Origin of the sequence: Bacillus sp. LNXM12-1 (genome assembly GCF_003004375.1) — a bacterium.
In the GTDB taxonomy this organism is placed as follows: domain Bacteria; phylum Bacillota; class Bacilli; order Bacillales; family Bacillaceae; genus Bacillus.
In genome coordinates this window covers 146,019-172,370 of the sequence record NZ_PVWX01000005.1, presented here as the reverse complement: position 1 = coordinate 172,370, position 26,352 = coordinate 146,019, and the positions used below count along the sequence as shown (strand labels likewise).

Genomic DNA, 26,352 nt, shown 5'->3' with positions numbered 1-26,352 from the left:
TCAGAATGAACTTTGAAACGGTAATTGGACTTGAAGTCCACGTTGAGCTAAAAACACAATCGAAAATTTTCTCCAGCTCGCCGACACCTTTTGGTGCAGCTGCCAACACGCAAACAAGTGTCATTGACCTTGGATATCCTGGCGTACTGCCTGTATTGAACAAAGAAGCGGTAAACTTTGCGATGAAAGCGGCCATGGCGCTGAACTGTGAGATCGCAACAGATACAAAATTTGACCGTAAAAACTACTTCTATCCTGATAACCCAAAGGCGTATCAAATCTCTCAATTTGATAAACCGATCGGTGAAAACGGCTGGATTGAAATTGAAGTAGAAGGCAAAACAAAACGAATCGGTATTACGCGTCTCCATTTGGAAGAGGATGCAGGTAAACTGACGCACACAGGCGACGGATATTCACTAGTCGATTTCAACCGTCAAGGCACACCGCTTGTTGAAATCGTATCTGAGCCAGACATTCGCACTCCAGAAGAAGCGTATGCTTACTTAGAAAAACTAAAATCCATTATTCAATATACAGGCGTTTCTGACTGTAAGATGGAAGAAGGCTCACTTCGCTGTGATGCCAATATTTCACTTCGTCCGATCGGCCGTGAAGAGTTTGGAACGAAAACAGAGCTCAAGAACTTGAACTCGTTTGCTTTCGTACAAAAAGGTCTTGAATTCGAAGAGAAACGCCAAGAGCAAGTATTGCTATCTGGTGGCTTGATCGAACAGGAAACGCGCCGCTATGACGAAGCGTCTAAAAAGACGATCCTTATGCGTGTCAAAGAGGGCTCAGATGATTACCGCTACTTCCCAGAACCAGATTTGGTGGAGCTGTACATTGATGACGAGTGGAAAGAACGCGTAAGAGCATCCATTCCAGAGCTTCCAGACGAGCGCCGCAAACGCTACATCGATGAGCTTGGACTTCCTGCATATGATGCCATGGTGCTGACGCTGACAAAAGAAATGTCTGATTTCTTTGAAGCAACCATTTCAGAAGGTGCAGAAGCGAAGCAAGCTTCAAACTGGCTGATGGGTGAAGTATCTGCCTACTTAAACTCAGCTCAAAAAGAGCTGGAAGATACTAAGCTAACGCCGCAAGGCCTGGCTGGTATGATCAATCTCATCGAAAAAGGAACGATTTCTTCTAAGATTGCCAAAAAGGTATTCAAAGAGCTCATTGAAAATGGAGGAGACGCAGAAACAATCGTCAAAGAAAAAGGACTTGTCCAAATTTCTGACGAAGGTGCACTGCTCAAACTTGTCACAGAAGCACTTGATAACAACCCGCAATCCATCGAAGACTTTAAAAATGGAAAAGACCGCGCGATTGGTTTCTTAGTCGGACAAATCATGAAAGCATCGAAGGGACAAGCAAACCCGCCGATGGTCAACAAGATTCTCCTAGAAGAAATCAAAAAACGCTAAATAGCAAAAACCGCCTCATGAGAAGAGGCGGTTTTTTTGCTTGAAAGGACAGGGTCTTATCATAGATTCAGACCACCGCCGTATATCAATTCGGAGATTCTTTTCTTATAATGAAGTATAAGCGAAAGTGCACATTCGAAGGGGGATAAAGGTGAATTAATCGGAAAAACAGCACGTAATATTATTGAAGAAACAGCTTCAATTGTTCCACTACTTTTAAGACAGCAGGGTCCTCACACTTTTCTAAATTCGTCAGCATCCCTTGAATGACTGGCTTACGAGGCTCAGCTTTCGCCAGTTCTTCTTCAATAACTTCAATGGATACAAGGGTATCATCAGAAAGCAGATGCTCAAGCTTTAACAAACGAAGCTCCTCTTGAAGGGAAGCAGCACTCGGCGCTTCATCGTCCCAAATGGTCTGCTTCAGGATCGGTTTCGTCTGAGAACGAAGCAAGCCTTGGACCAAATCATCGAATCGTTCGAGTATAAAGGAAGAAAGCTCATCAAATGATAATTGCATCTGATCTTGTAAAAGCAGGACCTGCACATACGATTGAATGATTCCTTGAATCATGACTGACAGGTCAGTTATATATGGTTCGATCTCCTGTCCATAAGTGGTCAAGATGGAAATTTGAATTTCATCATTCATTTGCTTTTTCACTGTTTTTGAATACTTTTTAATTTGCTGGTTTTCTGGAATAATGTTCTCGCTGAGGATCAAAATGATAAAATCCTTGTTCTCAGCAAAATGCTGAAACTGTTCAGCGATTTGTTTCTGGAAGATCTTTCTCGGCGCGAGATGCTGATTCTCTTTTCGAATCGTTTCAATACTTTGCATAGACGTGTCGATATAATATTCAAAGGCTCGATTGAAAAGCTGTTCTTTTGATTTGAAATGTAAATAAAATGCGCCTTTTGATATTCCGCACTCATCTGCAATTTCCTGAATGGTCGTAGAAGAAAAACCCTTTTTCGCAAACAACTGGATGCTTGCTTTAATGATTTTTTCTTTTTTTTCGTTCATGAAATAAGGCCCCTTCAGCTTTAGAATGTTACGTCAAACGCAAGTGAAATGGTTGACGGCATTGTATATCACCGTTTATTATGATATAGAATGACCAGTCAGTCAATACATAAAGGAAAATGGAGGACATAATGAATTCGATCATCAATTTTGTATTAAAGAATAAGTTCGCTGTATGGCTCATGACGATTATCGTAACAGTTGCTGGTCTATATGCCGGATTGAATATGAAACAAGAATCAATCCCGAATATCAACACTCCAGTCATTACGGTTTCTACAACGTATCCTGGCGCAACGCCGGACGAAGTATCAGATAAGGTGACCGACCCAATTGAGAAGTCTATTCAAAACCTCAACGGAGTCAATGTGGTCACATCCAATTCATTTGAAAATGCCTCATCTATTCAAGTCGAGTACGACTATAACAAAGACATGGATGAAGCAAAGAAGGAAATTGAAGATGCGATTAGCAATATCAATTTTCCGGAAAATGCAGAAAAACCAAAAATTGCACGCTTTAGCATCAACGCGATTCCAATCTTAGCACTCAGCGTCTCTGGTGATAAAGAATCACTAGAAGACCTTACACAGAAAGTAGAAAACGACCTTGTTCCTTCTCTTGAAGGATTAAACGGTGTCTCTTCTGTCGAAGCTTCAGGACAGCAAATCAAAGAAGTAGAATTTTCTTTTAAACAAAAGAAATTGAAAGAATACGGTTTAGATGAAGAAACCGTCCAAAACATGATCAAAGGCTCTGATGTCAACGTACCATTAGGTCTATACACATTTGGCAACAAACAAAAATCAGTTGTCGTGGACGGCAATATTTTAAGCGTCAAAGATTTGAAAAACATGCGAATCCCTGTCACACCAAGTGCAAGCGGCGGTGCGGGAAGCGCTGGAGCTGGGGCACCATCCAGCGGCACTGAAAACCCAGGTGCGCAAGGTGCAGAGCAGCAGGCTGGAAATGCTAGTCAGCAGCAAGCAGCAGCTCAGCAGCAAACTGGTGGAGGAGCAGCAAGCGGTCAATCTGTAGAGCTGCCGACGATCAAGCTTTCTGAAATTGCGGATATTAAAGTAGTAAAAGATGCAGAATCGATCTCTAGAACGAATGGAAAAGACAGCATCGGTCTGCAAATTGTCAAAGGCTCTGATGCCAATACCGTGAGTGTGGCAGAAGAAGTGACAAAAGAGCTTGAGAAATTCAAAAAAGACAACAAAGGAATCAAAGTAAGCACGACATATGATCAAGCAGAGCCGATTAAAGAGTCTGTCAGCACAATGCTAAACAAGGCAATCATCGGAGCAATCTTTGCGATCATTATCATTATGTTGTTCCTTCGAGATATCAAATCAACATTAATTTCGGTCATCTCCATTCCGTTATCTCTGTTGATTGCTGTTTTATTATTAAATCAGTTGGATATTACATTAAATATCATGACACTTGGTGCCATGACCGTCGCCATTGGACGTGTGGTCGATGACTCGATTGTGGTCATAGAAAATATCTATCGACGAATGGCGTTAAAGGATGAACCGTTAAAAGGCAAAGCACTCGTCAGAGAAGCCACAAAAGAAATGTTTATCCCGATCATGTCTTCGACAATTGTGACGATTGCGGTATTCTTACCGTTAGCATTAGTAGGTGGAATGATTGGTGAACTATTCATCCCATTTGCCCTAACGATTGTGTTTGCTTTACTTGCTTCACTGCTTGTCGCCATTACGATTGTTCCAATGATGGCACACAGTCTATTTAAAAAGGACCTGTACGGCACAGCGAAAAAAGTAAAAGAGCATAAACCAAGCAAGCTTGCTGGCGGTTATAGACGTGTACTCAATTGGACACTGAACCATAAATGGATCACATCAGGAATTGCCATTCTTATGCTCGTCGGAAGCTTATTCTTAGCACCACTTGTCGGTGTCAGCTTCTTACCACAGCAAGCAGATAAGACGGCGATGGTAACATATACACCTGAACCTGGACAAACGAGAGAACAAGCAATCGATGAAACGAAAAAAGCAGAAGAATACTTGATCAAACGTGACCATGTCAATACTGTTCAATATTCACTAGGTTCTTCAAATGCGCTTACAGCAAGTGTAGGCGGCAACTCGAACGGTGCGTTATTCTTCGTACAATATGATGAAGACACGCCAAACTTTGATAAAGAAAAAGATAAAGTGGTCAAAGCCCTGCAAGACAAAACGTCTAAAGGGGAATGGAAATCACAAGACTTCTCATCTGCTGGCGCAAGCAATACAGTAACGTACTATGTCTACGGTGACAAAGTAAGCGATATTGAAGGCACAGTAAAAGATGTCGAGAACATCTTAAAAGATGAGAAAAACTTAAAAAATGTCAGCACAAGCTTATCTGAGAAATACGATGAATATACGTTTAATGCAGATCAAGAAAAACTGGCGAAGCTGGGTCTAACTGCTTCACAAATCGCTCAAGCGATTGCTCCTCAAAATAGTGAAACAACACTGACGAAAGTCACAGAGGACGGCAAAGAACTTGATGTGAAGCTTCAAACCGAAAAAGACGAATATAAGAGCAAAAAAGATTTAGAAAATAAAAAGATCACAACACCAACAGGACAAGAAGTCCGGATTGGTGATGTCGTAAAAGTAAAAGATGGTACGACAGCAAATACGGTGACAAAACGTGATGGAAAAATCTACGCAGAAGTGTCTGGTGACATGACAACAGACAACGTCTCAAGTGTGACACAGGATGTTCAGAAGAAAGTCGACAAGCTTGATGTGAAGTCTGGCGTAACGATTGACACAGGCGGCGTAAGTGCGGATATTGAGGAATCCTTTACACAGCTTGGACTTGCAATGCTTGCAGCGATTGCCATTGTGTACCTCGTTCTCGTCATCACATTTGGCGGAGGTCTTGCACCATTTGCAATTCTCTTCTCACTTCCATTTACGATTATTGGCGCACTCGTTGGATTGTTTTTAGCAAAAGAAACCATCAGCTTAAATGCCATGATTGGATTGCTCATGCTGATCGGAATTGTTGTGACAAATGCCATTGTGTTGATTGACCGCGTCATTCATAAAGAAAAAGAAGGTCTTTCAACAAGAGAAGCTTTACTTGAAGCAGGAACAATAAGATTACGTCCAATCTTAATGACTGCACTTGCGACGATCGGTGCACTGCTGCCACTCGCATTAGGATTTGAAGGCGGAAGCCAGATCGTATCAAAAGGACTTGGCGTGACCGTGATCGGCGGTTTAACAAGTTCTACACTTCTCACATTGGTCATCGTCCCAATCGTGTATGAAATTTTAAGCAAGTTCAGACGTAAGAAAAAGTACGCTGAAGAAGAATAAGAGGGAGCCCCGCTCATTGGCGGGGCTTTCAGCGTCTAGACAAACCCTCATTCCTTGTCAGTCCTGTGCTCCGGTGCTCACGAATGTTCAATTCGCTCCGCTCCGGTGCTCGTCCTTCCTAGACTTCAAAGGTTTTCTATCATGCTGAAAAAAGACAAAGGACTAAAATAAAGATCATTTTAGCCCTTTGTCAATAATCTGGAATCCCCGCTCATTAGCGGGGATTTTTTATGTTGAAATCTGACAAACAGCTTTTCTCATGAGCTCTTCAAATGCTTGGAAAAAGGCATCACGATCGACATGGTCAATCACTTGTATTGACTTTCCATCTGGATGTTCTTCTGTACGTCCTTGCTTTGGCGTCTCGGTATAAACGATCGCGCCCACTTCCTTTGAACGGGTAAATGATGAAGAAGCAAGTGTCATCGTTGTCAGCACGTCCCATAGGTAATAGGTCGAATTCGTTTCATGATGAATGAGCGGTGGACAAAAGGCGTAGCACTGACCAATAAAATCAATTCCAATGTGAGAACGAAGGGAAGCCCAGCGCTGACGCACATCAAGTGTAAGCGGAACTTGATTCGTGCTTTCAAGTGCGACCATTTCAATAGGAAAGCGTTCCTTGAAGACAGTGCTGACAGCATAAGGATCCCAAAATGCATTCCATTCTGCTGTCCCATCATGCTCGGGTTCCTCAACATTGCCTTTTTCAAGAAACGTACCGCCCATCCACACCAATTTTTCAATTTTATTAGAGATTGAAGGATCTTCTTCTAAGGCGCGAGCAAGGTCTGTGAGCGGACCTGTAAAGAGCAGCGTGACAGGTTCTGCTGCCTTTTTAACGGTTTCGATTAAATGAAGGTGTGCTGGAAGCTTGGACACTTTTGTATCTACAATGCCTTTCTCGTTTAGAATAGGTAAGGCATCTACATAAAAAGCATGCATGCGCCACTCTTTCGGAAAAGGATTGACGCCTCTAGAATTTGAAGCAGCGATTTCAATTTCATAGGGGCTAAATCGATCAATGATTTTTTGAGACGCACTGAGAGCAGGCTCTAAATAACAATCAGCAGGAATCACAGACGTCCCGATCACTTTCAGATGTTCCATTTGAAGGAGAAGAAATAACGAGACGAGGTCATCAACACCGCCATCATGATTAAAATAGACAGGCTTTTTCATCGCATACCATCCTTTAGAGCGTTTTCTTTTATCTTATCAGAATGCTTTCTTGTTGAGTGAAATGTGACAGGAGATTTCTCATATTAGCTGGTTGTTCTGTTGCCATTTTCAAATCTCATAGTATAATTAAAGGTTGTTAGTGGTGAAAATAGATTGCATAATGAATATAGGATGATGATGAATGAAACGTGCTCGAATTATATACAATCCGACATCTGGGCGTGAACTCTTCAAGAAGAATTTGCCGCAGGTTTTGCAAAAATTTGAACAAGCTGGCTATGAAACATCTTGTCATGCAACCACATGTGCAGGAGATGCGACACAAGCAGCTGAAAAAGCTGCACAGAGAGACTTTGATTTAATTGTAGCAGCAGGTGGAGACGGCACGATCAATGAAGTCGTCAACGGACTAGCACCGCTTGAAAAAAGACCAAAACTAGGAATCATTCCTGTTGGAACAACAAATGACTTCGCAAGAGCACTTGGCATTCCGCGAGAAGGTGTTTTAAAAGCGACAGATGCCATTATTGATGGTGTAGCGAAGCCGCTTGATATCGGTAAAGTCAACGGCCATTATTTTATTAATATTGCAGGCGGCGGCCGGTTAACAGAGCTCACTTATGAAGTGCCTAGTAAGCTGAAGACAATGCTTGGACAGCTTGCTTATTATTTAAAAGGCATGGAGATGCTTCCTTCTATCCGCCCGACAGAAGTCGAAATTGAATATGACGGCAAATTGTTTCATGGAGAAATCATGCTGTTTCTTGTTTCACTCACAAATTCAGTAGGCGGCTTTGAAAAGCTAGCGCCAGATTCCATTTTAGATGATGGAATGTTTGACCTGATTATTTTAAAGAAGGTCAATTTAGCAGAAGCCATTCGAGTAGTCAGCCTTGCACTGCGAGGCGAGCATATTCATGATAACAATGTCATCTACGCAAAAGCGAATCGCGTGAAGGTAGATGTAAAAGATAAAATGCAATTAAATTTAGATGGCGAATTCGGCGGCATGCTGCCAGGTGAATTTGAAAACCTGTATCGTCATATAGAATTTATAGTGCCAAAAGCAACAGCTGAAAAAATAGGGTAGAGATTGAACTTGGTTCCTTATGGCGCCAAGTTTTTCTTTGCAAATGAGGTGATAAAATTGGTGAAAATGAAACCGCCTGTTGAAAAGAATGAATACTACAATGTAACCTTCGAAGACTTAACGCACGAAGGTGCAGGTGTAGCGAAAATTGAAGGGTTCCCTGTCTTTGTACCGAATGCCCTTCCTGACGAACAAGGGAAAATCAAAGTCACACGTGTCAAAAAAGGATTTGCTTTTGGACGACTCATGGAGCTGACAAAGGAAAGTCAGCACAGGCAAGATGCGCCATGTCCTATCTACAAGCAGTGCGGAGGCTGTCAAATTCAGCATATGAGCTATGAAGGCCAGCTGCTATTTAAACAGAAACAAGTAAAGGACGTTTTAGAGCGGGTTGGCAAGCTTGATATGAGACGTGTAAAAGTTCATCCTGTACTAGGCATGGAAGACCCTTGGAATTACCGAAACAAAGCACAAGTTCCAGTTGGCGAACGGGAAGGCGGACTTGTTGCAGGATTTTATCAGCAGCGTACCCATGAAATCATCGATATGAAAAAATGTTTGATCCAGCAATCAGAAAATGACGAAGTGGTACAGGCGGTAAAAGACATATGCAATGCGTTTGGCATTAAAGCATATAACGAAGAGCGGCACAAAGGCTGGCTGCGTCATGTCATGGTTCGCTACGGTATTGCAACAGGTGAAATGATGGTTGTGTTTGTCACTAGAACGGCTGACTTTCCGCAAAAGCAGCAGGTGATTGAGCAGATTATAGCACGCTTCCCACACGTTCGGTCAATTGTGCAAAACGTGAATTCAAAGAAAACAAATGTCATTTTCGGAGACGAAACGACTGTTTTATGGGGAGAAGAATACATTTATGACACGATTGGCGACATCAAATTTGCCATTTCAGCCCGCTCGTTTTATCAAGTGAACCCAGCCCAAACAAAGGTACTTTACGACAAAGCCCTTGAATATGCCGAGCTGCAAGGCGAAGAAACCGTTATCGACGCATACTGCGGAATCGGTACAATTTCCTTATTTCTCGCCCAAAAAGCAGGCAGAGTATATGGCGTAGAAATTGTGCCAGAAGCAATTGAAGACGCAAAACGCAACGCTGCCTTAAATGAGATCAACAACGTCGAATTCGCAGTCGGCGAAGCAGAAACCGTCATCCCAAATTGGTATAAAGAAGGCATCAAAGCAGACACCCTCGTCGTCGATCCGCCAAGAAAAGGCTGTGACGAAGCACTGCTTGACACCATTTTAAAGATGAAACCAAACCGAGTTGTGTATGTTTCCTGTAACCCCGGGACGCTTGCTCGTGATTTGCGTATTCTTGAAGAAGGCGGGTATGTGACAGAGGAAGTGCAGCCTGTGGATATGTTTCCGCATACGAGTCATGTGGAGTGTGTGGCAAGTCTTGTGATTAATCATTAATGTATTGAAAGACATCCCGATTTCGAGAAAAACATCGATATCAGGATGATGCATAGGCTTTCTGCTGATAGCATCTATGGTCCAAAGATTAAAGCAGCAGTGTTAGAAAAGCGGTATAAAATAATATCTATGAGTAAATAGCCCCCTGTCCTTTATTGGATGGGGGGCTATTCTTCTATGTTCTTTTGATTTTTTTGATCAATCGCAGAGGATATGATATCAAGTCCGATATATAGAAAGCTAACAAAGAAAGATAAAATTAATACACCATTTCCCCATATAGAAACTTCAACTATCTCCATATTTAGTACATATTTAATTGAAAAGTAAATAAGAGCCCACGAAGCAAAAAATTCTAAAATATAAGTTATCCATTTTGGGACCTTCAATAAAAAAATGATTCCCTTCCCTATAAATAAAACTATAAATGACCAAAAAATCACGATAATGCTAACTAACAACGAAAAGGTCATCAAAGAGAAAAATGAATCATAAGTAATGTATTCACCGAAAAGAAAATTCACTCCCAATGAGACTAGATAAAGCATAACAGTTGGAAGGGCAATAACGAAACTTAGGGAAAAAAATATTAGTAAAATAAGAAGAACGGCAGCAATAGCGCCAGGGGCTTCATCTACAACGTTTTTCTTTCTGAAAAAAGTATAGAGTATGATAGACACTAAAAGGAGTATTAAAAAAGTCAATGAAATCACGTAAGAAAAAGACATGAATACCTCCATAAAAAAGCGCTATTAGAAACTAATAGCACTTGTTATTTAGATAAGATTAACGATGAACTTTGCCAAAGTTTTAGCAACATCTTTAGGAGCGCCTATTTTAGTAAAAGCTTTTATGAATTGTTTTTCCGTCCACTTTTCCCCTTTATCCATTATATTTGCGATTTTGGCAGAATTCTTTCTGATCCAAGCAGCAGCCTTTGGATTAAAGGGTTTCAATGCTTTTGACAGTAACCATCCACCAGAACGTAAAGCACCTCTGAAAGCTTTATATGACCACGAAACAACACCTTGAGTAGAAACATCTCCATTTGTTGTAGCTTGAGTTGCTAAAGAATTGGATTGGACAGGGCTGGTACTGTTATTTGTCGCGGCTTGTTGTAAAGAAGTTTTATACACCTTCGTATGTAATGGTCCTGTTGATTTAGCCGGATCTGCTGCAAACGCAGTAGTCGCACCAAGACCGGAAGTTAATAAAGTTGCGCTTAGTAGTACAGGAACAAATTTTTTTCTAAAAGTCATGTTAATTTCGCCTCCGAAAATTTAATGAAGAGGCTGCTTATAAAGCTAGAAAAATCTTGTTGTTTAAGCCTCAATTATAAAATACATCTTAAGAAAATCCAGTGAAATATGTCTTAAATCCGTATAGGTCTTTTATATAGGATAATCACTCCTTTCTACATGTATACAAAAATTGTAACAGCAACCGTATTAAGGATAAATGGTATCTTTGTACTGTATTTTTTGCAATGTGATAAATTCGTGTATCTATTTGATTTTTATGGAAATTGCGGTTTCTTTTCGGTGTGGAATTATTCTGAAAATGATAATATATGTCATTATAGGGAATGGCAAGGAAGGGGATGGTAGGAGTGGAGAAAATTCTTTCTTCTCAAGTTGGTATCTTGATAAATGATTGGTATAGATTTATAAGAACATTCAGCGTGCCGGATGCAGAGATTTTAAAAGAACAGGTTGAAAGAGAAATAGAGAACATGGAAGAGGATCAAGATTTACTACTTTATTATCAATTAATGGAGTTTAGGCATCGACTCATGCTTGAGAGTCTTGAGCCTATTGAAATGAATCAACAACGCCCCACTTTACCCAACTTACTCAAAGAAATAGAGAACAAACAACCTCATGTCAAAGGAACGCTTGACTACTATTCAAACTTCTTTAGAGGTATGCACGAATTCCATCACAAGAATTATGTTGCTGCTATAAATTTTTATAAGATTGCTGAAGAACATTTAAAGAATGTACCTGATGATATAGAAAGAGCGGAATTTCATTATAAACTGGCCGATGCTTATTATCGTATTGATCAACATTTCGTATCATTAAATCATTTGGAAAAAGCAAAAGAAATGTATTCAACGAGCGAGTTTTACAAAGCGAAAGTAGTCGGTTGTAATATCAAATTTGGAGCGAATATGTATGACTTATACCGTTTAGATGAGGCAGAATCTTATTATCGGAAAGCCTTGAGTTTGGCTCAAGAGCTTAAAGAGGATACAGCACGAAGAATCATTGGTGTAATACATCATAATATAGGGTTAGTCAAAAAGAGGGCGGGGAAAATTGAAACCGCAGAAAATGAATTTCAAAATTCAATTCAAATTAAAGAACACGCCGAAACGGTTTCGGGAATTAGAACTCTTTATATGTTGTCATGGGTATTCTACGATCAAGGTAAAAAAGATGAAGGAAATCAATATTTTATTTGTGGCATAAATAGAGCCAGCCTCGCAGACGATCAAGAATATATAGCTAAATTAAAAATCATTTATGCACTTTTTGAAGAATATAATCAATTGGAGGTAAAAGAAAGCCTCGGTTATTTAGAAAGTAAACATCTATGGCAAGATGTTGCAGAGTTATCAGAAAAACTTGCAGATTATCATTATCAAAAAGGGAATTTTGAAATGAATAGAGAATATCTAAAAAAGACCATTAAAGCTCAACAACAAATACTAAAAATGGCGGAGGCGTTATGATGAAAAAGTTATTTATCAGTTTAACAATTTTTTCTGTGTTATTCGCTGCCGGTTGGTCACTTGATAAAATTATTACTTCTAACACTTATCATGTAACAGAAAAGGCAATTACAATTTAAAAAGCCCTGCATAGGGCTTTTTTTATTTGAATATCTTTTTCATTAGTTTGCTGGATGCTTTACTTACTGCCCATCGCGTGAACACATTTCTTAGTAAGAACGGCGTTTACGTCTCCTCAAATTTTTGATATTTTATAAAGTGCTGATAGTATTTTGTTCATTTTATACTCCTTTTGCGTTGAATCCTAACTAAAGTATATAATGATAAAAATTGCTGAAAGAATTTACAGAAGGACATGCCCATAAGGCGCTATGTCATGAGAGGAATTGGATGAAAGATGAGTAAAAATTTCTGGCGTGATTTACCACGGCCATTTTTTATATTAGCACCAATGGAAGAAGTGACAGATGTTGTGTTTCGTCATGTTGTGAGTGAGGCGGCGAGACCTGATGTGTTTTTTACAGAGTTCACGAACAGCGAGAGCTATTGCCATCCGGATGGTATTCAAAGTGTGAAGGGGCGTTTAACCTTTACAGAGGATGAACAGCCGATTGTTGCTCATATTTGGGGAGACAAGCCTGAGAACTTTAGACAAATGAGCATTGGAATGGCGGAGTTAGGATTTCAGGGGCTTGATATTAATATGGGTTGTCCTGTCCCGAATGTCACACAAAATGGGAAGGGCAGTGGATTGATTCTACGCCCAGATGTTGCGGCAGAGCTGATTCAAGCGGCAAAAGCTGGGGGACTGCCTGTCAGTGTGAAAACAAGACTTGGTTTTACAGAAATCGATGAATGGCGCGATTGGCTTAGACACATTTTGGAGCAAGACATTGTGAACTTATCGATCCATCTTCGTACTAGAAAGGAAATGAGCCAGGTGGATGCGCATTGGGAGCTTATTCCTGAGATTATAAAACTGCGTGATGAAGTAGCCCCTGATACTCTTTTGACGATTAATGGTGATATTCCTGATCGTCAAACAGGCTTAAAGCTCGCTGAGCAGTATGGAGTGGACGGTGTGATGATTGGGCGCGGGATTTTCCATAACCCATTTGCTTTTGAAAAAGAGCCGAAGGAGCATACGAGTGATGAGCTGCTAGGGCTTTTAAGGTTGCATCTTGATCTTCATGATCAATACTCCTCACTAGGTTTGCGTCCATTCAAGGCACTGCATCGATTCTTTAAGATTTATGTAAAAGGATTCAGAGGAGCGAGTTTCCTAAGAAATCAATTAATGAACACATCATCAACAGATGAAGTGCGTGCAATGCTGGATGAATTTGAAGCGAGAAATAAAGAACAATAACGATTGAAAAGAGGAGGAGAAGCCCTTCTCTTTTTTCTATGAATAGGACTATTAAACTAGTCGTCTCAAATGGTAAGATAAGATAGAAATAACAATTGGAGGTATTTTATTTGAAATCATTTTGGGATAAAGACAGAGAAAGTGAAGAGACATTTAAGAAAATCAATGAGAAAGGAATTGCAAAAGCGGAAAAGAAGCTAGGCGTCATCCTGCCTGATACATATAAGAAACTTATTCTTGAACAAAATGGCGGTTATACCTTGCATAATGCTTTTCCAACGGACCAGCCGAATGGATGGGCAGAGGATCATGTGTCATTTGATCATTTAAGAGGAATTGCTAAAAATGAAGGCATTATGGATAGTGATTATTTAATAGAAGAATGGGAATTGCCTGAGGGACTTGTGCTGATTTGTGGGGATGGTCATACGTGGATTGCATTGGATTACAGAGAAACAAAGGAGCATCCGCCCATTCATTACTTTGATCTAGAATATGAGACGGATTTCAAATTAGCGGATTCGTTTGATGAACTGCTTGCTGGGCATTATACTGCTGAATAACATTGAGCAGTCATCACTTATTTCAGAAAAATATTTTGGTGTTTTTTGAGAGAGACAAAAGTGTCTCTCTTTTTTATGAAGCAAAATGAATTATTTCACCACTTCACTCCAAAACTGTACCTGTTATTTTTATGTCCTCTTATTCAATTGGTTCCATTTCCACTCACTAAATTTTCTGACGATAATATCTACCACAATGTAAAATGGCAGAAAGCTGGAGTTGTCCACTTTGTTATACAAGGGAAACGGGGTGCTGCTTACATAGATGTTAAACATGGCATTTTGTGCAAGGAGGTTATTCCTCAATGTGGTCATGCTGATAAATTTGATATGTCTCGTTTTCACCAATTGAATGATTTCATCTAAATTCTTCGATTCGCCTGATAAAGAAATGATAAATAAAAGGTCATCCTCACCAAATTCAACGATTCCATCTGTTAAGTCTCGCTTACTTCGTAAAACTTGAGATTTCTTATGCAGTGACCATAACTGTCGTTGTACATCATTGGCCAAATCGAGCTGAGCTGTTCCTGTACCATAAACATAAATATACGGTGCGCGATCAATCAGTTGATTTAATTGATGAAAGTCCAGCTGCTCCATATATTTCCTTGTCTGCTGGATATCTTGATCGAGCAGCTTCATTAAATCTTGTGTTGTTTCTTCAGTATGATTATTCAATTTCACATAAGACTTTAAGTCACTGTAGCCGTCGAAGCCTATTTTCTTGGCAAGCCGATGGATGGATGAGATGGAAGTATGAGCATAATGAGCAAGATCCTGAATTTTCATTGTCTTCATTTCTTCAAGGTGATCGTGAATCGTTTTAATAATGTGCAGATCATTCTTATTTAAATCTTCGAAGTATTCATTTACCAGCTTGTCCAATATCATGCGATGTGCCCTCCAACATGAAAATATTTTCTTCCTGTGAAAATATAATCTAATGTTACAACTTGATTTCTAAATACGTCAAACCTATTGGTTTTTGAAAGCGCTACCTTTACAGTGGTCTTATGGATCAAACAAAGGGGTTATGCTTATGAATGCAATCAAGCGATTTGGTAGTGCTATGGTAGTTCCTGTACTTTTATTCGCATTTTTTGGTATTGTTGTAGGCCTTGCGACTTTATGTAAGAATCCAGCGATTATGGGGGAAATGGCTGCAGAAGGTACGATGTGGTATAAGGTTTGGGCACTGATTGAAAGCGGGGGATGGACGATCTTCAATCATATGGAGCTGGCATTTGTGATTGGCTTGCCCATCTCACTTGCAAAAAAAGCGCAAGCACGTGCTACGCTCGCAGCTTTGATGATTTATCTTGTGTTTAACAATTATATTCATGCTATTTTGACACTTTGGCCGTCCACTTTTGGTGTAGATTTATCGCAAGGTGTCGAGAACGTAGCGGGTGTAAAAGAAATTGCGGGTATACCTACGCTCGATACAAGTATCATTGGTGCGGTTATGATATCTGGAATCGTGATTTGGATCCATAATCGTTTTTATGATCAAAAGCTGCCTGAAATGCTTGGCATTTTCCAAGGGCTTGTATTTGTTGTCATCATCGGATTCTTTGTAATGATTCCTATTGCTTTTATCGTTGCTTTTGTATGGCCCTATGTTCAGCAAGGGATTCAATCTCTCCAAGGGTTCATGTCACAGTCCGGTTATATTGGTGTCTGGCTGTTTCATTTCTTGGAAAGGGTGTTAATTCCAACAGGACTTCACCATTTTATTTATACACCTTTTGAGTTTGGTCCAGCGGCTGTAAATGGGGGGTTAAAACCATATTGGATTGCTCACTTAAATGAATTTGCGACCTCAACTTCCGATTTGAAAAATCTTTATCCATACGGATTTTTACTGCATGGAAATATTAAGATGTTCGGCTGTTTAGGGATAGCTCTAGCGATGTATTTTTCTACCCCGAATGAAAATAGAAAAAAGGTTTTGGCATTGGTGTTACCCGCCACATTAACAGCAATATTTGCCGGAATTACAGAACCACTTGAATTTACATTTCTATTTCTCGCGCCTTATTTATTTGTGATACATGCACTTCTTGGAGCCACAATGGTGACAATCATGAATATGTTTGGTGTTGTCGGGATGATGGGTTCCGGGCTTATTGAGATAGCTGCATTGAACTGGATTCCGCTCTCTTCAAATCATGGAGGGATTTATCTGATCCAAGCCATGATTGGATGTCTATTTACAGCATTGTATTTTGTCATATTTAGATGGATGATTGTGAAATTTGATATTCCATTACCAGGTCGAAAACATGAGGAGGAGACTAGGCTATATACAAAACAAGATTATGAGAATGCTAATAAAAAGGGTCATGACAAAAAGGAAGCGCCCGTTTATGCGTCTGAGTATGAAGAGAAAGCCGTTTATTTCTTAGAAGGCCTTGGCGGTAAAGAAAACATTAAAGATGTGACAAACTGTGCCACGCGTCTGCGTATTACAGTGATTGACCCTAGCTTGGTGAAAGATAGGGAATACTTTACAAAAAATAAACGGGCACACGGAATAGCTAAGAGTGGTCAAAGCATTCAAATCATTGTTGGCTTAAGTGTACCGCAAGTGAGAGAGTCGTTTGAGACAAAACTTTCATTAGATTGAAAAAGGAGCTGGATATCATGAAAAAAACATTTAATATTACCATTGCTGGAGGCGGAAGTACATTTACACCAGGGATCATTTTGATGCTGTTAAACTATTTAGAGGAGTTCCCAATTCATACAATTAAACTCTATGATAATGATGAAGCTAGACAAAAGACGATTGCAGATGCATGTGAGATTATGTTAAAAGAACGAGCACCAGAAGTGCGATTACTGGCAAGCACGGACCCAGAAGAAGCCTTTACTCAAGTTGATTTTGTGATGGCGCATATCCGTGTCGGCAAATATGCAATGCGTGAATTAGATGAGAAAATTCCATTGAAGCATGGAGTCGTCGGACAGGAAACATGCGGTCCAGGCGGAATAGCTTATGGAATGCGGTCCATTCCAGGTGTATTAGAACTTGTCGATTATATGGAAAAATACTCACCTGAAGCTTGGATGTTAAACTATTCTAACCCTGCAGCGATAGTAGCAGAGGCAACACGTAAGCTAAGACCGAATGCCAAGATTTTAAATATATGCGATATGCCAATTGGAATCGAAGAATTGATTGCAAAGAATTTAGGCTTAACTTCACGTAAAGAACTCGAAGTAGATTACTATGGTTTGAATCATTTTGGCTGGTGGACAGATATTCGAGATAAAGCAGGAAATAGCTTAATGCCTGAGGTGATTAAGCATGTAAGCCAGCATGGTTATGCAACAGATGGAACATCTGAACTAGAACAGCAGAAGAGCTGGAACAGCACATTAAAAAAGGCTAAAGATATTCAAGCACTTGATCCAAAAACGGTACCGAATACGTATTTGAAATACTATCTATTTCCAGATGAAGAAGTGGCACATTCAAATATAGAATTCACGCGTGCCAATGAAGTGATGGAGGGGCGGGAAGCTTTTGTTTTTAGTGAATGTCAGGCCATCATTGATAAAGGGAGTGCGAAGGAAACAAAGCTAACCATCGATGAACACGCTTCCTATATCGTTGATTTAGCAAGAGCCATTGCTTTTAATAAAAAAGAACGGATGCTGATGATTGTAGAGAACAATGGCGCCATCATGAACTTTGACCCAACAGCCATGGTCGAAATTCCTTGTATCGTTGGCAGCAGCGGTCCAGAAAAATTAGTGGTTGGAGAAATTCCTAGATTTCAAAAAAGTCTCATGGAGCAGCAAGTTGGCGTAGAAAAATTAGTAGTAGAAGCATTTGAAGAAGGTTCCTATCAAAAACTATGGCAGGCCATCACATTATCGAAAACGGTGCCGAGTGCTAAAGTAGCAAAAGATATATTAGACGACTTAATTTTGGCAAATAAAGCTTTTTGGCCAGAGTTAACATAACATGAGAATAAGCAATATGGGCGTTACATCGCTCATATGCTTATTTGTTTTTTCAACCATGTATTCCGCTTTTTTTGTGATGGCGACAAAGCGGTTTTCACTGGGTACTAAAAGACCCCCTCACCAAAAAGGGGGGTCACCAATTCCTTACTCTGCACTCTCCTCAATCTCACGGCTATCCTCTGTTTCACCAATATAAATTGGACCGTTTGCGTGGTCGAGTCGGATTGGCCATTCGTATGGAATTTGAAGTCGTTTAGCAATACCTCTCCAGAATTTTGTAGAATCATATTCGAATTCTTGGAAGTCTTTTAATAAGTCTTTGTAAGACGAGCCATCAAATTGAATGAACATGTCTTGAAGGCGCATGAACGCGACATGTCTCACTTCTAATGCTGCCGCAGCTTCCATCTCTTCTTCTGTTGCTTCACCAATGATTGTTCCTGCGGGCGGAAGCATGTCGTATACATTGAATTCCTCTTCTTCTTCGTGTGCTGCATTGTGCTGTTGATCTGACATTTTCTTCACTCCTTCTAGTTTTCATCAAAATTTTATTCGTGCTTACCTTTATTATCGGAAGAAAATGCGGAATGTGGAATGAAAAAAGAAGCAGATCCACAACACTTGCTTTTTCTTCTTGAATCTTTTATGATCAATTACAGATATAAAAGGTCTATAATAGATAGAAAGGAATGTTCCTATGAAATATTCTAAAGCGACCAACTATGCACTTCATACGATGGTGTTTTTAACTCTTGCGCCGAAGGGGAAAGCAATTGGCGTTGAGCCTCTTGCTAAAATGCAAGATCTTTCACCCACCTATTTATCTAAAATTTTAACAAAGCTTGTAAAGGCAGGATTGATTGAATCAACACCTGGTGCAAAAGGTGGTTACGCCATTATGAAACAGAAGGAAGACATTTCGTTTTTAGACGTCATTCAGGCTGTAGAAGGGCAAACGAATTTGTTTCGCTGTTCTTTAGAGCATGATTCTTTCATGCCTCATGATGACTGTTTGATTGAACAGGTCATGCAGGATGTTGAAACAAAAATGCAGGAAACGCTAAGTCAAAAGCGGTTAGTTGATATCGCTAGCCAAATTGAGCAGACAGAAAAAAATCCATTTTTCAAAATGTGATTTTTTTTGAATAAATTATAGATATTAAGAATCTTTAAAGTCTTGAATAAAAAGGAGAGATTTATATGCTATTAGATTGTGCCATTATTGGAGGCGGGCCAGCCGGATTAAGTGCAGCACTTGTTGTGGGGCGGGGCAGAAAACAGGTCATTGTATTCGATGACGAGATGCCAAGAAATCGAGTGACCCAGGAATCACATGGATTTATTACAAACGATGGAATGACACCGTTTGAGATCAGACAAGCGGGAGAGGCAGATATTCAAAACTACCCTCATATCCAAATAAAGCGAAGCAGAATTGTTGAGATACAAAACAATGAGGACAACTTTACGTTACTGACACAAGAGGGAGAAAGATTCGAAGCGAAGAAAATCATATTGGCAACAGGACTTCAGGATATACTGCCAGAGATTAAGGGAATTCATGACGTGTATGGAAAGACGTTGTTTAGCTGTCCTTTCTGCGATGGCTGGGAGCTAAAGGACAAGCCGCTTGCCCTAATTGCTGAGAATCCACGCGCCTTGCATATGGCTAAACTTCTTTCCAATTGGACAAAGGATTTGATCGTGTTTACGAATGGGCAGCAAGTGTTTGCTGAAGAGGATAAGGCACTGCTATCAGCACATTCTATTCAAGTCATTGATGTACCGATTATGTCAATTCATCATGAGAATGGACAAATGCACTCTCTTCACCTTTCGAATGGGGAAACGGTGAAAAGAGAAGGCGGATTTGTCGCAAGTGAATTCAAGCAGTCAGCTCCATTTGCTGAAAAATTAGGCTGTCAAATGACGAAAAATGCCGGCATTGAAACAGATATTCTTGGACGTACAACCGTCAGCGGTGTCTTTGCATGCGGTGACAATTTAGGCGGCCCTGCTCAGCTTGTACTTGCAGCAGCTGCGGGAAGCCAGGCAGGAATGGGCGTCATCCATGAACTTGTGCAAGAGGAATTTCAACAAAAAACATCTCTATGAAAAGAGATGTTCAGCGATGAGCGGTTTTCCGTTTTGCTAAGACGTGAGCTGCCCATTCAAAAAGTGCGTAGATGACAAAGAAGATAAGGATCCAGCTGCTGGCATCGACCCATACATTGGTGATATGAATGATGTTCGCCTGATCAAGTCCAGTCTGTACCCACATGGTGATCAATGCTGTGAGGAACACTTGTAGAAACCATTTTGATTTTTTCAATTGGTCACACCTCCATCTCTTTCCATCATATAAGAAATGACAGTTTATTTCCAATTGCATTTCCATCAGTTTCAACGGTAAAATAATAAATAAAACCAATGGAAGGACATGAGATGAGCGATCAAACCAATAGTTTTTTTAAAAGTCATTTTCCTGATCTTGTCCTCACACCGTCCCTTTTTTATCAATGGCCTTTTGGGCTTCGCTTTGAAGTGGCAGATTGGTCATTAGGAGAAGAATCAGTTGTATTAGAAAAAGCAGGGGATCGTGCTTTGAAAATTGTCAGATATGCTTTTGATCAGAAGACGATATTCTGTTTGTCACGGATGTCTATACGCAGCATGAACATGAATTAACGAAGCAAAAGCTCCTAGTTTATCAGAAATATGTCCGCCAGCAAGTACGCAATCGATTACGTCACGAGCTTTTGACCTATGTTAGACCAGAACTAGATGAGCCACTGACATTGGAGAGATTTACCTTAACTTGTCAGCTGCAAGATATCCGATTACGCCCACTTCTACAAGCCATATGCCAGGAGGATTTCTATGCACCGAATCAAATTATGAACGGGAAGCTTGGTTATGAAATTTATCTCATCAATCTCACAAAACAGATGATTTTCCACTTATATGATGATCGAGGCTGTGATCTTATTGCGGCAGATGCTGAGCGTCTTCGGCCAGTCTATGAGGGCTTACAGCACTGGCTATTAGACTATGATCGTGCTCAGATGGACAGGCTTTTTGCAGTGAAATAAGAAAACCGCACTTTTGACAAGTGCGGTTCTGTTTTATGCTTCTACTTTATTGAAGAATTGTGGTAAATATTCTTTGTGTGCTTCTAGCATCTCATCTAGGATGCTTTTTGCAATCGCATCAGATGGGACGAGCGGGTTGATCGTCATTGCGACAAGGGCTGTGTTGTAATCGCCTGTCACGGCTGCTTCAGCGGCAACACGTTCAAAAGATTTAATTTGAGAAATAAGTCCTTTGACTGCGACAGGCATCTCGCCAACAGCGATTGGTTTAGGACCGTCTTTTGTGATGACACAGTTCAGTTCAACGGCAGAATCATTTGGAATGTCACTGATGGCACCATTGTTGATGGTGTTCACCGGCTGAATGTCGTGCTTGTCGTTATAAATGGATGCAATCAAGTTACAAGCCGCATCACTGTAGTAAGCACCGCCTCGTTTTTCAAGCTGTGGCGGTTTGATATCAAGATCAGGATCTTTGTAAAGCTCGAACAGGTCATTTTCTAGTGCACGAACGACTTCTGCACGAGTTCCTTCATTCTCTGCTGCTTTCTTTTCTTCAGCCAGCATATCACTTGTTTTGTAGTAGTAGCGGTGATATGGACATGGAATGACGCCAAGCCCTTTTAAGAAATCTGCATTCCACGGAATGGCTTGAATGTTGTTCATCGACATGCTGGAGTTTGGATCTGCCATGTCTTCGATGACTTGATCCATGATGCTTTTGCCATCTAAGAATACATTGAGTCCAAAGACCATATGGTTTAATCCAGCAAAGCTGACTTCGACTCTGCTTGCGTCTACATCAAGTCCTTTGGCGATTCCCATGCGAATACCGATTGGCACGTTGCATAAGCCAACGACTTTGCGATGGTTTGAATAGCGAAGAACGGCTTCTGTGACCATACCAGCTGGGTTGGTGAAATTCACAAGCCATGCGTCTGGGCACAGTTCTTCAATATCTTTGACAATATCAAGAATGACTGGAATGGTGCGAAGTCCTTTGAATAGACCTCCTGGACCATTCGTTTCTTGACCAATGACATCATATTTTAAAGGAATGCGTTCATCCTTCATACGTGCTTCAAGAAGTCCGACACGGAATTGTGTTGTAACGAAATCAGCGCCCGCAAGCGCTTTCCGGCAATCTAATGTTAAATGAACCTCGATTGGAAGTCCTGCTTTTTTCACCATTCGTTTTGCAAGATTTCCGACGATTTCAAGCTTTTCTTTTCCTGCTTCAATATCGACAAGCCAAAGCTCGCTAATCGGAAATTCATCGTATCGTTTAATAAATCCTTCTACAAGCTCTGGTGTATAGCTTGATCCTCCGCCAATTGTGACAACCTTTAATCCTTTTGCCATGTGCTGCACCTCCGAATAATGTAACGCGCAATGTTATAATAGAGAAAAGCCAATTCTTTTGTCTGTACATCTATAGCTTATCGTGAGAGCATCTAGTGCGTAAATGACTTCAGCGTCTTTAGGCAAGGGTGCCCTATTTAGAGATTTGTTACATAAAAGAAACACATTGTGACATGCTGTTGGAGAAAGGGGAAGTCAGATGTTTTCAAGTGAGGTCATTTCCAGCTTTAATGAACTAGAAAGCGCTTTATACCGATATATCATGGAAAACAGTGAAAAGGTCGTGTATATGAGAATTCGGGATTTAGCAGATGCTGCCCATATTTCCACCTCGTCTGTCCTTCGCTTTTGCCGAAAAGTGAATTGTGAAGGCTTTTCAGAGTTTAAAGTGAAACTCAAAATGTATTTAGAATCAGAGCAAACTCCTACTTTAAAAAGCACACAGCACTTTCTATATGAATTTATTGAACGCACACTGAAAGGGGACTTTGAAGGGAAAATTAAGGAGGCAGCAAGGCTCATTGCCGATGCAAAAAATGTGCTGTTTATCGGAACTGGCAGCTCTGGTATTTTGGCACAGTATGGGGCGAGGTATTTTTCGAGTCTTGAGAAATTTTCATTTTACATCAATGATCCGTTTTTCCCGATGAATATGCAGTATTTAGACAATAGTGTCACCATTGTGCTGTCTGTATCAGGGGAGAACCGTATTACGATTGATCATATTTCGAAGTTAAAAAGAGAAGGAAGCAAAATCATTAGTATTACAAACAATCAGCACTGTACGATTTCGCGCATTTCCGATTTAAATATTGCTTATTACGTGACAGACGAACGGGTTCACAGAGCCAATATTACGACACAGACGCCAGTTGTGTATATTTTAGAAGCGATGGCTCGTGACATGTTCGCGATGTTAAAGAAAAAGTAAAAGAGCCGCTGCATGAATCAGCCGCTCTTTTTTTTCTGTCTCATAAAAGTGAGGATGGCAATCCCCGAACAGATGAGCACAAACAAACCGCCTAGCAAATACACAGTCCTCGCTCCGAATGCATCTGCAATCAATCCAACAAAGAAAATAGATAAACCGACAGATACAGAAGAAAGGACGTAATGAGCCGAGTACACCTTTGATAAATCTCGGACGGGCGTTTCCGTTTGAAGAATGGTTTGCTGCGAAACATCTCGAATTTGATAAGCAGGCCCCATCAAAATGCAAAGCAGCAAAGCAAGCCACGGCAGGCTATTCAGTGAAAAGACAATAGTCAGCACTGCATAAATGAATGAACCAGCTGCCATAAAGAGAAGAAGCTGCTTTTGAATCAACCGGCTTATCCACGCAGCCAAGAGCCCGCCTAGAATGGCGCCTGTATAATAAGCGGCATTGATAAACCCCCACCAATCTTCACTTTCGTTTAAATCTTGTGTTACAAAGGCAAGCGTAATCGCCCCGATCCACACAGCACCCGCTATATTTTCACACACATCCATAAAGGTCAGGGTGCGAATTGTTTTGTTTGTCCAAATGATCGTCCAGCCATCCTTGAAACTGTTCATCTTATTTGCTTTTCGAACCGTGTCTTCTTGCTTGAGAAGAGGAAAAACAGGGATGAAAAACAAATAAGACAACACAATCATGAAACAAGTAATCCACATTAAATAAAAAGGACCAATCAACAGGACGAGCATTCCAGTAAACGAATAACCGGCGATTTGCACCGTTTGATGAAAAATGGAGGCTGTACTGTTCGCTTTCACAAGCTGATTTGCTGGCACAAGCATCGGCATGATGGCCTGTAATAAAGGACTGATGAATCCACCTGTGATGGAAATGAGAATAAGCGCACCAAACAGCCAGACCATATGCTGCTGAAAGAAATGAAATTGGGCTGTAAACACGATGAGCATCACAAGACGTAAAAGCGGGACCCATTTCAACAGCCGACCCGCTTGAAAGTGATCTGCCAAAACAGGAGAGATGAGCCCAGCTAATAGCTGGCATAGCGTTCTTATTAGCGGAAATAGAGCCGCATAGGCAACAGATTGTGTATCTTGATAGATCACAAACGTGATCGTCATCACAAATAGAATATCACTTAGCATGAGAAGGCTTTTACTGCCTGTATAATACCAAAACTTGTTTCCCATATCCAACCGGCTCCTTTTCAAAAACAAGTTCAGTATAGCATGGTGATGAAGGACCCAGAGGCTTTTCATTGAAAAATACAACTTAAGGATGAGAGGATTGTGATAAGCTAAATGAAAGACATCGCAAGGAAAGGGGTTCAAATCAATGAAAGTACTGCCAGCACATGAATTCTTGAATCAGCACAGCATCCCATATGAGATCAAAACATTTTCTTCCGAAACAGAGAAGGGAGCCGCAAATGTAGCAGCAGCCCTTGGTTTTCGTGAAAGACAAATGATCAAAACATTGATTTTTGAAACAGGGGAAGGGGAGCAGCTGCTTGTGATGGTTGGCGCAGACCAGCATATTAAGTCAGGGAAACTAAAGAAAGCGGCCGGCTCTCGTAATATTAAAATGGCATCACCAGAGAAGGTTCTGGAAGTGACGGGCTACCGAATTGGCTCGATACCGCCATTTTGCTGGCAGCCAGAAGGCTTCCGCACCATCATCGAAGCTTCGTTATTAGAGGAAGAGGTATTAGGCGTTGGAGCAGGCGAATGGGGAAATGAAATCCTCATCACACCAGAACAATTAGTGAAAGCCTCAAAGGCTGTACCGTATGACATTGTTCAACCAGCCGAATAGAAAAAAAGTGCCTGTTTCTTATGCAGGCACTTTTTTAATTTGCAGCAGGCGCCTTAAATGGACCGATATCTTTCATTTGCAGAAAGGCATCCACTGTTCTATTTTCTTCAAGATCATTCGCCCGTTTGCAGATAACAACGGGTCTGACGATTTCTATGCCTTCGATATATACGCGCCCAATCTCTTTCCGCTTGAGACTGCCTTGAACCGCATCACGGGGAACAAGTGTGATCCCATAGCCAGCTTTGATCATTTGAATCGCTTCATGAACACCGCTGAATTGTAAATCAACAGTCGGTTTTTTAATTCCTTTCGAGGTGAAAAGGGAAAAGAGCTTATCTCTTGTGGAGCTGCCTTCTTCACGCATTAAAAAAGGCTCCAGGCTCAGGCGCTCTAGCGGGACGGTTTTTCCGTTTAACGGATGGTCTGCTGGCACAATAAAATCATAGCTTAAATTCGTCAAATGGGAGGTAACGATCTCCTCATGATCCAAATCTTCAATTACAGCGATGGCCACATCTGATTCATATTGAAGCAGGCTGTCTATCACTTGAGCGGAGTTTCCGCTTTTTAATTCGATTTCTGTCTGTGGTGATGATGTTTTAAAAGCAGCGAGCCAATCAGGCAGTAAAAAGTTGAGTGGTACGTAGGTAGAAGCGATGCGGAGGCGCCCCTTTTTCCCATTTTGTAATAGCGTGATCTGATATTCTACTTCCTTTTCAGCCTCGAACACTTGCCGGGCATAAGGATACAGCATCTTTCCCATTTCTGTGAGCGCAATTCCTCGGCCGTTTCGTTTAAAAAGGCGAAAACCGATCTCTCGTTCAATGCTTCTAAGCTGAGCCGTCACAGCTGGCTGTGTCAAAGATAGTGCGTCTGCTGTTTGTGTGACGCTTTTAGTCTCTGCGACCTTTGCAAAAATCCGAAGGGCATGTAAATTCAAC

At 40.8% G+C, this 26,352-nt stretch carries 24 protein-coding genes and 1 pseudogene; 15 read left to right on the top strand and 10 right to left on the bottom strand.

All coding sequences use genetic code 11. The features are described from left to right. Nucleotides 1-5: 5 nt before the first annotated feature. Nucleotides 6-1,436 carry an Asp-tRNA(Asn)/Glu-tRNA(Gln) amidotransferase subunit GatB gene (gene gatB / locus C6Y07_RS17385; RefSeq protein ID WP_003214292.1) on the top strand — a complete coding sequence of 477 codons (1,431 nt, stop codon included), beginning with the start codon at nucleotides 6-8 and terminating at the stop codon, nucleotides 1,434-1,436. A 181-nt stretch (nucleotides 1,437-1,617) separates the two neighbouring features. Here gatB and C6Y07_RS17380 read toward each other — a convergent pair whose 3' ends face one another. Then, nucleotides 1,618-2,463, bottom strand: a complete 846-nt coding sequence (locus tag C6Y07_RS17380; protein WP_106039471.1) for a TetR/AcrR family transcriptional regulator — start codon at nucleotides 2,461-2,463, stop codon at nucleotides 1,618-1,620. Nucleotides 2,464-2,594: 131 nt separating this feature from the next. On the opposite strand from C6Y07_RS17380, the gene C6Y07_RS17375 reads away from it, so the two are divergent. Then, nucleotides 2,595-5,819, top strand: coding sequence for an efflux RND transporter permease subunit (locus C6Y07_RS17375; protein WP_106157117.1), 3,225 nt, complete (start codon nucleotides 2,595-2,597; stop codon nucleotides 5,817-5,819). Nucleotides 5,820-6,047: 228 nt separating this feature from the next. On the opposite strand, the gene C6Y07_RS17370 is transcribed toward C6Y07_RS17375, so the two are convergent. Beyond that, nucleotides 6,048-7,001, bottom strand: coding sequence for a nucleoside hydrolase (locus C6Y07_RS17370; protein ID WP_106031374.1), 954 nt, complete (start codon nucleotides 6,999-7,001; stop codon nucleotides 6,048-6,050). 181 nt (nucleotides 7,002-7,182) lie between these two features. Between C6Y07_RS17370 and C6Y07_RS17365 the strand changes: the two genes are divergently transcribed. After that, a complete protein-coding gene (locus C6Y07_RS17365; RefSeq protein ID WP_034664632.1) occupies nucleotides 7,183-8,091 on the top strand; it encodes a diacylglycerol kinase in 909 nt (302 codons plus the stop codon). 60 nt (nucleotides 8,092-8,151) lie between these two features. Further along, a complete protein-coding gene (gene rlmD, locus C6Y07_RS17360) occupies nucleotides 8,152-9,531 on the top strand; it encodes a 23S rRNA (uracil(1939)-C(5))-methyltransferase RlmD (protein ID WP_106157156.1) in 1,380 nt (459 codons plus the stop codon). A gap of 167 nt (nucleotides 9,532-9,698) precedes the next feature. Here the strand turns inward: rlmD and C6Y07_RS17355 are convergent, their stop codons facing one another. Further along, a complete protein-coding gene (locus tag C6Y07_RS17355; protein ID WP_106071884.1) occupies nucleotides 9,699-10,259 on the bottom strand; it encodes a hypothetical protein in 561 nt (186 codons plus the stop codon). A 48-nt stretch (nucleotides 10,260-10,307) separates the two neighbouring features. Further along, entirely contained in the window at nucleotides 10,308-10,790 is a 483-nt protein-coding gene (locus C6Y07_RS17350; RefSeq protein ID WP_060595717.1) for a hypothetical protein, read from the bottom strand. A gap of 341 nt (nucleotides 10,791-11,131) precedes the next feature. On the opposite strand from C6Y07_RS17350, the gene C6Y07_RS17345 reads away from it, so the two are divergent. From C6Y07_RS17345 to C6Y07_RS17335, 3 genes and pseudogenes are all read left to right on the top strand, one after another. Next, a complete protein-coding gene (locus C6Y07_RS17345; protein ID WP_223254160.1) occupies nucleotides 11,132-12,268 on the top strand; it encodes a Rap family tetratricopeptide repeat protein in 1,137 nt (378 codons plus the stop codon). A 397-nt stretch (nucleotides 12,269-12,665) separates the two neighbouring features. Further along, nucleotides 12,666-13,637: a tRNA dihydrouridine synthase gene (locus tag C6Y07_RS17340; RefSeq protein WP_106157114.1), complete on the top strand. Its 972-nt coding sequence runs from the start codon at nucleotides 12,666-12,668 to the stop codon at nucleotides 13,635-13,637. Nucleotides 13,638-13,747: 110 nt separating this feature from the next. Beyond that, nucleotides 13,748-14,197, top strand: a pseudogene (locus C6Y07_RS17335) (SMI1/KNR4 family protein); the annotation flags it as partial. A 132-nt stretch (nucleotides 14,198-14,329) separates the two neighbouring features. Here the strand turns inward: C6Y07_RS17335 and C6Y07_RS17330 are convergent. Next, entirely contained in the window at nucleotides 14,330-15,094 is a 765-nt protein-coding gene (locus tag C6Y07_RS17330; RefSeq protein WP_106157112.1) for a MurR/RpiR family transcriptional regulator, read from the bottom strand. 148 nt (nucleotides 15,095-15,242) lie between these two features. Between C6Y07_RS17330 and C6Y07_RS17325 the strand changes: the two genes are divergently transcribed. Next, on the top strand, nucleotides 15,243-16,832 hold the full coding sequence (locus C6Y07_RS17325; RefSeq protein ID WP_106157111.1) for an alpha-glucoside-specific PTS transporter subunit IIBC: 1,590 nt from the start codon (nucleotides 15,243-15,245) through the stop codon (nucleotides 16,830-16,832). A 17-nt stretch (nucleotides 16,833-16,849) separates the two neighbouring features. Beyond that, a complete protein-coding gene (locus C6Y07_RS17320; RefSeq protein WP_106157109.1) occupies nucleotides 16,850-18,178 on the top strand; it encodes a 6-phospho-alpha-glucosidase in 1,329 nt (442 codons plus the stop codon). Nucleotides 18,179-18,325: 147 nt separating this feature from the next. Here C6Y07_RS17320 and C6Y07_RS17315 read toward each other — a convergent pair whose 3' ends face one another. Continuing rightward, nucleotides 18,326-18,697: a hypothetical protein gene (locus tag C6Y07_RS17315; RefSeq protein WP_106157107.1), complete on the bottom strand. Its 372-nt coding sequence runs from the start codon at nucleotides 18,695-18,697 to the stop codon at nucleotides 18,326-18,328. A gap of 181 nt (nucleotides 18,698-18,878) precedes the next feature. Between C6Y07_RS17315 and C6Y07_RS17310 the strand changes: the two genes are divergently transcribed. Together C6Y07_RS17310 and C6Y07_RS17305 are read left to right on the top strand one after the other, a co-directional pair. Continuing rightward, on the top strand, nucleotides 18,879-19,316 hold the full coding sequence (locus tag C6Y07_RS17310; protein WP_106157105.1) for an Rrf2 family transcriptional regulator: 438 nt from the start codon (nucleotides 18,879-18,881) through the stop codon (nucleotides 19,314-19,316). A 65-nt stretch (nucleotides 19,317-19,381) separates the two neighbouring features. Beyond that, the gene (locus tag C6Y07_RS17305; RefSeq protein WP_106157103.1) at nucleotides 19,382-20,296 is read left to right on the top strand and encodes an NAD(P)/FAD-dependent oxidoreductase; all 915 of its coding nucleotides are present in this window, start codon (nucleotides 19,382-19,384) and stop codon (nucleotides 20,294-20,296) included. A 10-nt stretch (nucleotides 20,297-20,306) separates the two neighbouring features. On the opposite strand, the gene C6Y07_RS17300 is transcribed toward C6Y07_RS17305, so the two are convergent. Continuing rightward, nucleotides 20,307-20,513, bottom strand: coding sequence for a hypothetical protein (locus C6Y07_RS17300; protein ID WP_066031192.1), 207 nt, complete (start codon nucleotides 20,511-20,513; stop codon nucleotides 20,307-20,309). 113 nt (nucleotides 20,514-20,626) lie between these two features. On the opposite strand from C6Y07_RS17300, the gene C6Y07_RS19150 reads away from it, so the two are divergent. Both C6Y07_RS19150 and C6Y07_RS19145 read left to right on the top strand, forming a co-directional pair. Further along, on the top strand, nucleotides 20,627-20,869 hold the full coding sequence (locus tag C6Y07_RS19150) for a DUF3885 domain-containing protein (protein ID WP_223254159.1): 243 nt from the start codon (nucleotides 20,627-20,629) through the stop codon (nucleotides 20,867-20,869). Next, nucleotides 20,824-21,273, top strand: coding sequence for a DUF3885 domain-containing protein (locus C6Y07_RS19145; RefSeq protein ID WP_486187498.1), 450 nt, complete (start codon nucleotides 20,824-20,826; stop codon nucleotides 21,271-21,273). The genes C6Y07_RS19150 and C6Y07_RS19145 overlap by 46 nt, the downstream gene beginning before the upstream one ends. A gap of 33 nt (nucleotides 21,274-21,306) precedes the next feature. On the opposite strand, the gene C6Y07_RS17290 is transcribed toward C6Y07_RS19145, so the two are convergent. Beyond that, complete coding sequence (locus C6Y07_RS17290) at nucleotides 21,307-22,635, bottom strand: 6-phospho-beta-glucosidase (protein ID WP_106157102.1); 1,329 nt, start codon at nucleotides 22,633-22,635, stop codon at nucleotides 21,307-21,309. A 199-nt stretch (nucleotides 22,636-22,834) separates the two neighbouring features. Here C6Y07_RS17290 and C6Y07_RS17285 point away from each other — a divergent pair, with 199 nt between their 5' ends. Then, nucleotides 22,835-23,566 (top strand): MurR/RpiR family transcriptional regulator, encoded by a 732-nt coding sequence (locus tag C6Y07_RS17285; RefSeq protein WP_060595724.1) that lies wholly within the window; start codon nucleotides 22,835-22,837, stop codon nucleotides 23,564-23,566. 17 nt (nucleotides 23,567-23,583) lie between these two features. Here C6Y07_RS17285 and C6Y07_RS17280 read toward each other — a convergent pair whose 3' ends face one another. Next, complete coding sequence (locus C6Y07_RS17280; RefSeq protein ID WP_106048672.1) at nucleotides 23,584-24,783, bottom strand: MFS transporter; 1,200 nt, start codon at nucleotides 24,781-24,783, stop codon at nucleotides 23,584-23,586. A 145-nt stretch (nucleotides 24,784-24,928) separates the two neighbouring features. Between C6Y07_RS17280 and C6Y07_RS17275 the strand changes: the two genes are divergently transcribed. After that, a complete protein-coding gene (locus C6Y07_RS17275) occupies nucleotides 24,929-25,408 on the top strand; it encodes an aminoacyl-tRNA deacylase (RefSeq protein WP_034664582.1) in 480 nt (159 codons plus the stop codon). Between the two features lie 34 nt (nucleotides 25,409-25,442). Here C6Y07_RS17275 and C6Y07_RS17270 read toward each other — a convergent pair whose 3' ends face one another. After that, nucleotides 25,443-26,351, bottom strand: a complete 909-nt coding sequence (locus C6Y07_RS17270) for a LysR family transcriptional regulator (protein WP_106048673.1) — start codon at nucleotides 26,349-26,351, stop codon at nucleotides 25,443-25,445. Nucleotide 26,352 lies beyond the last annotated feature (1 nt).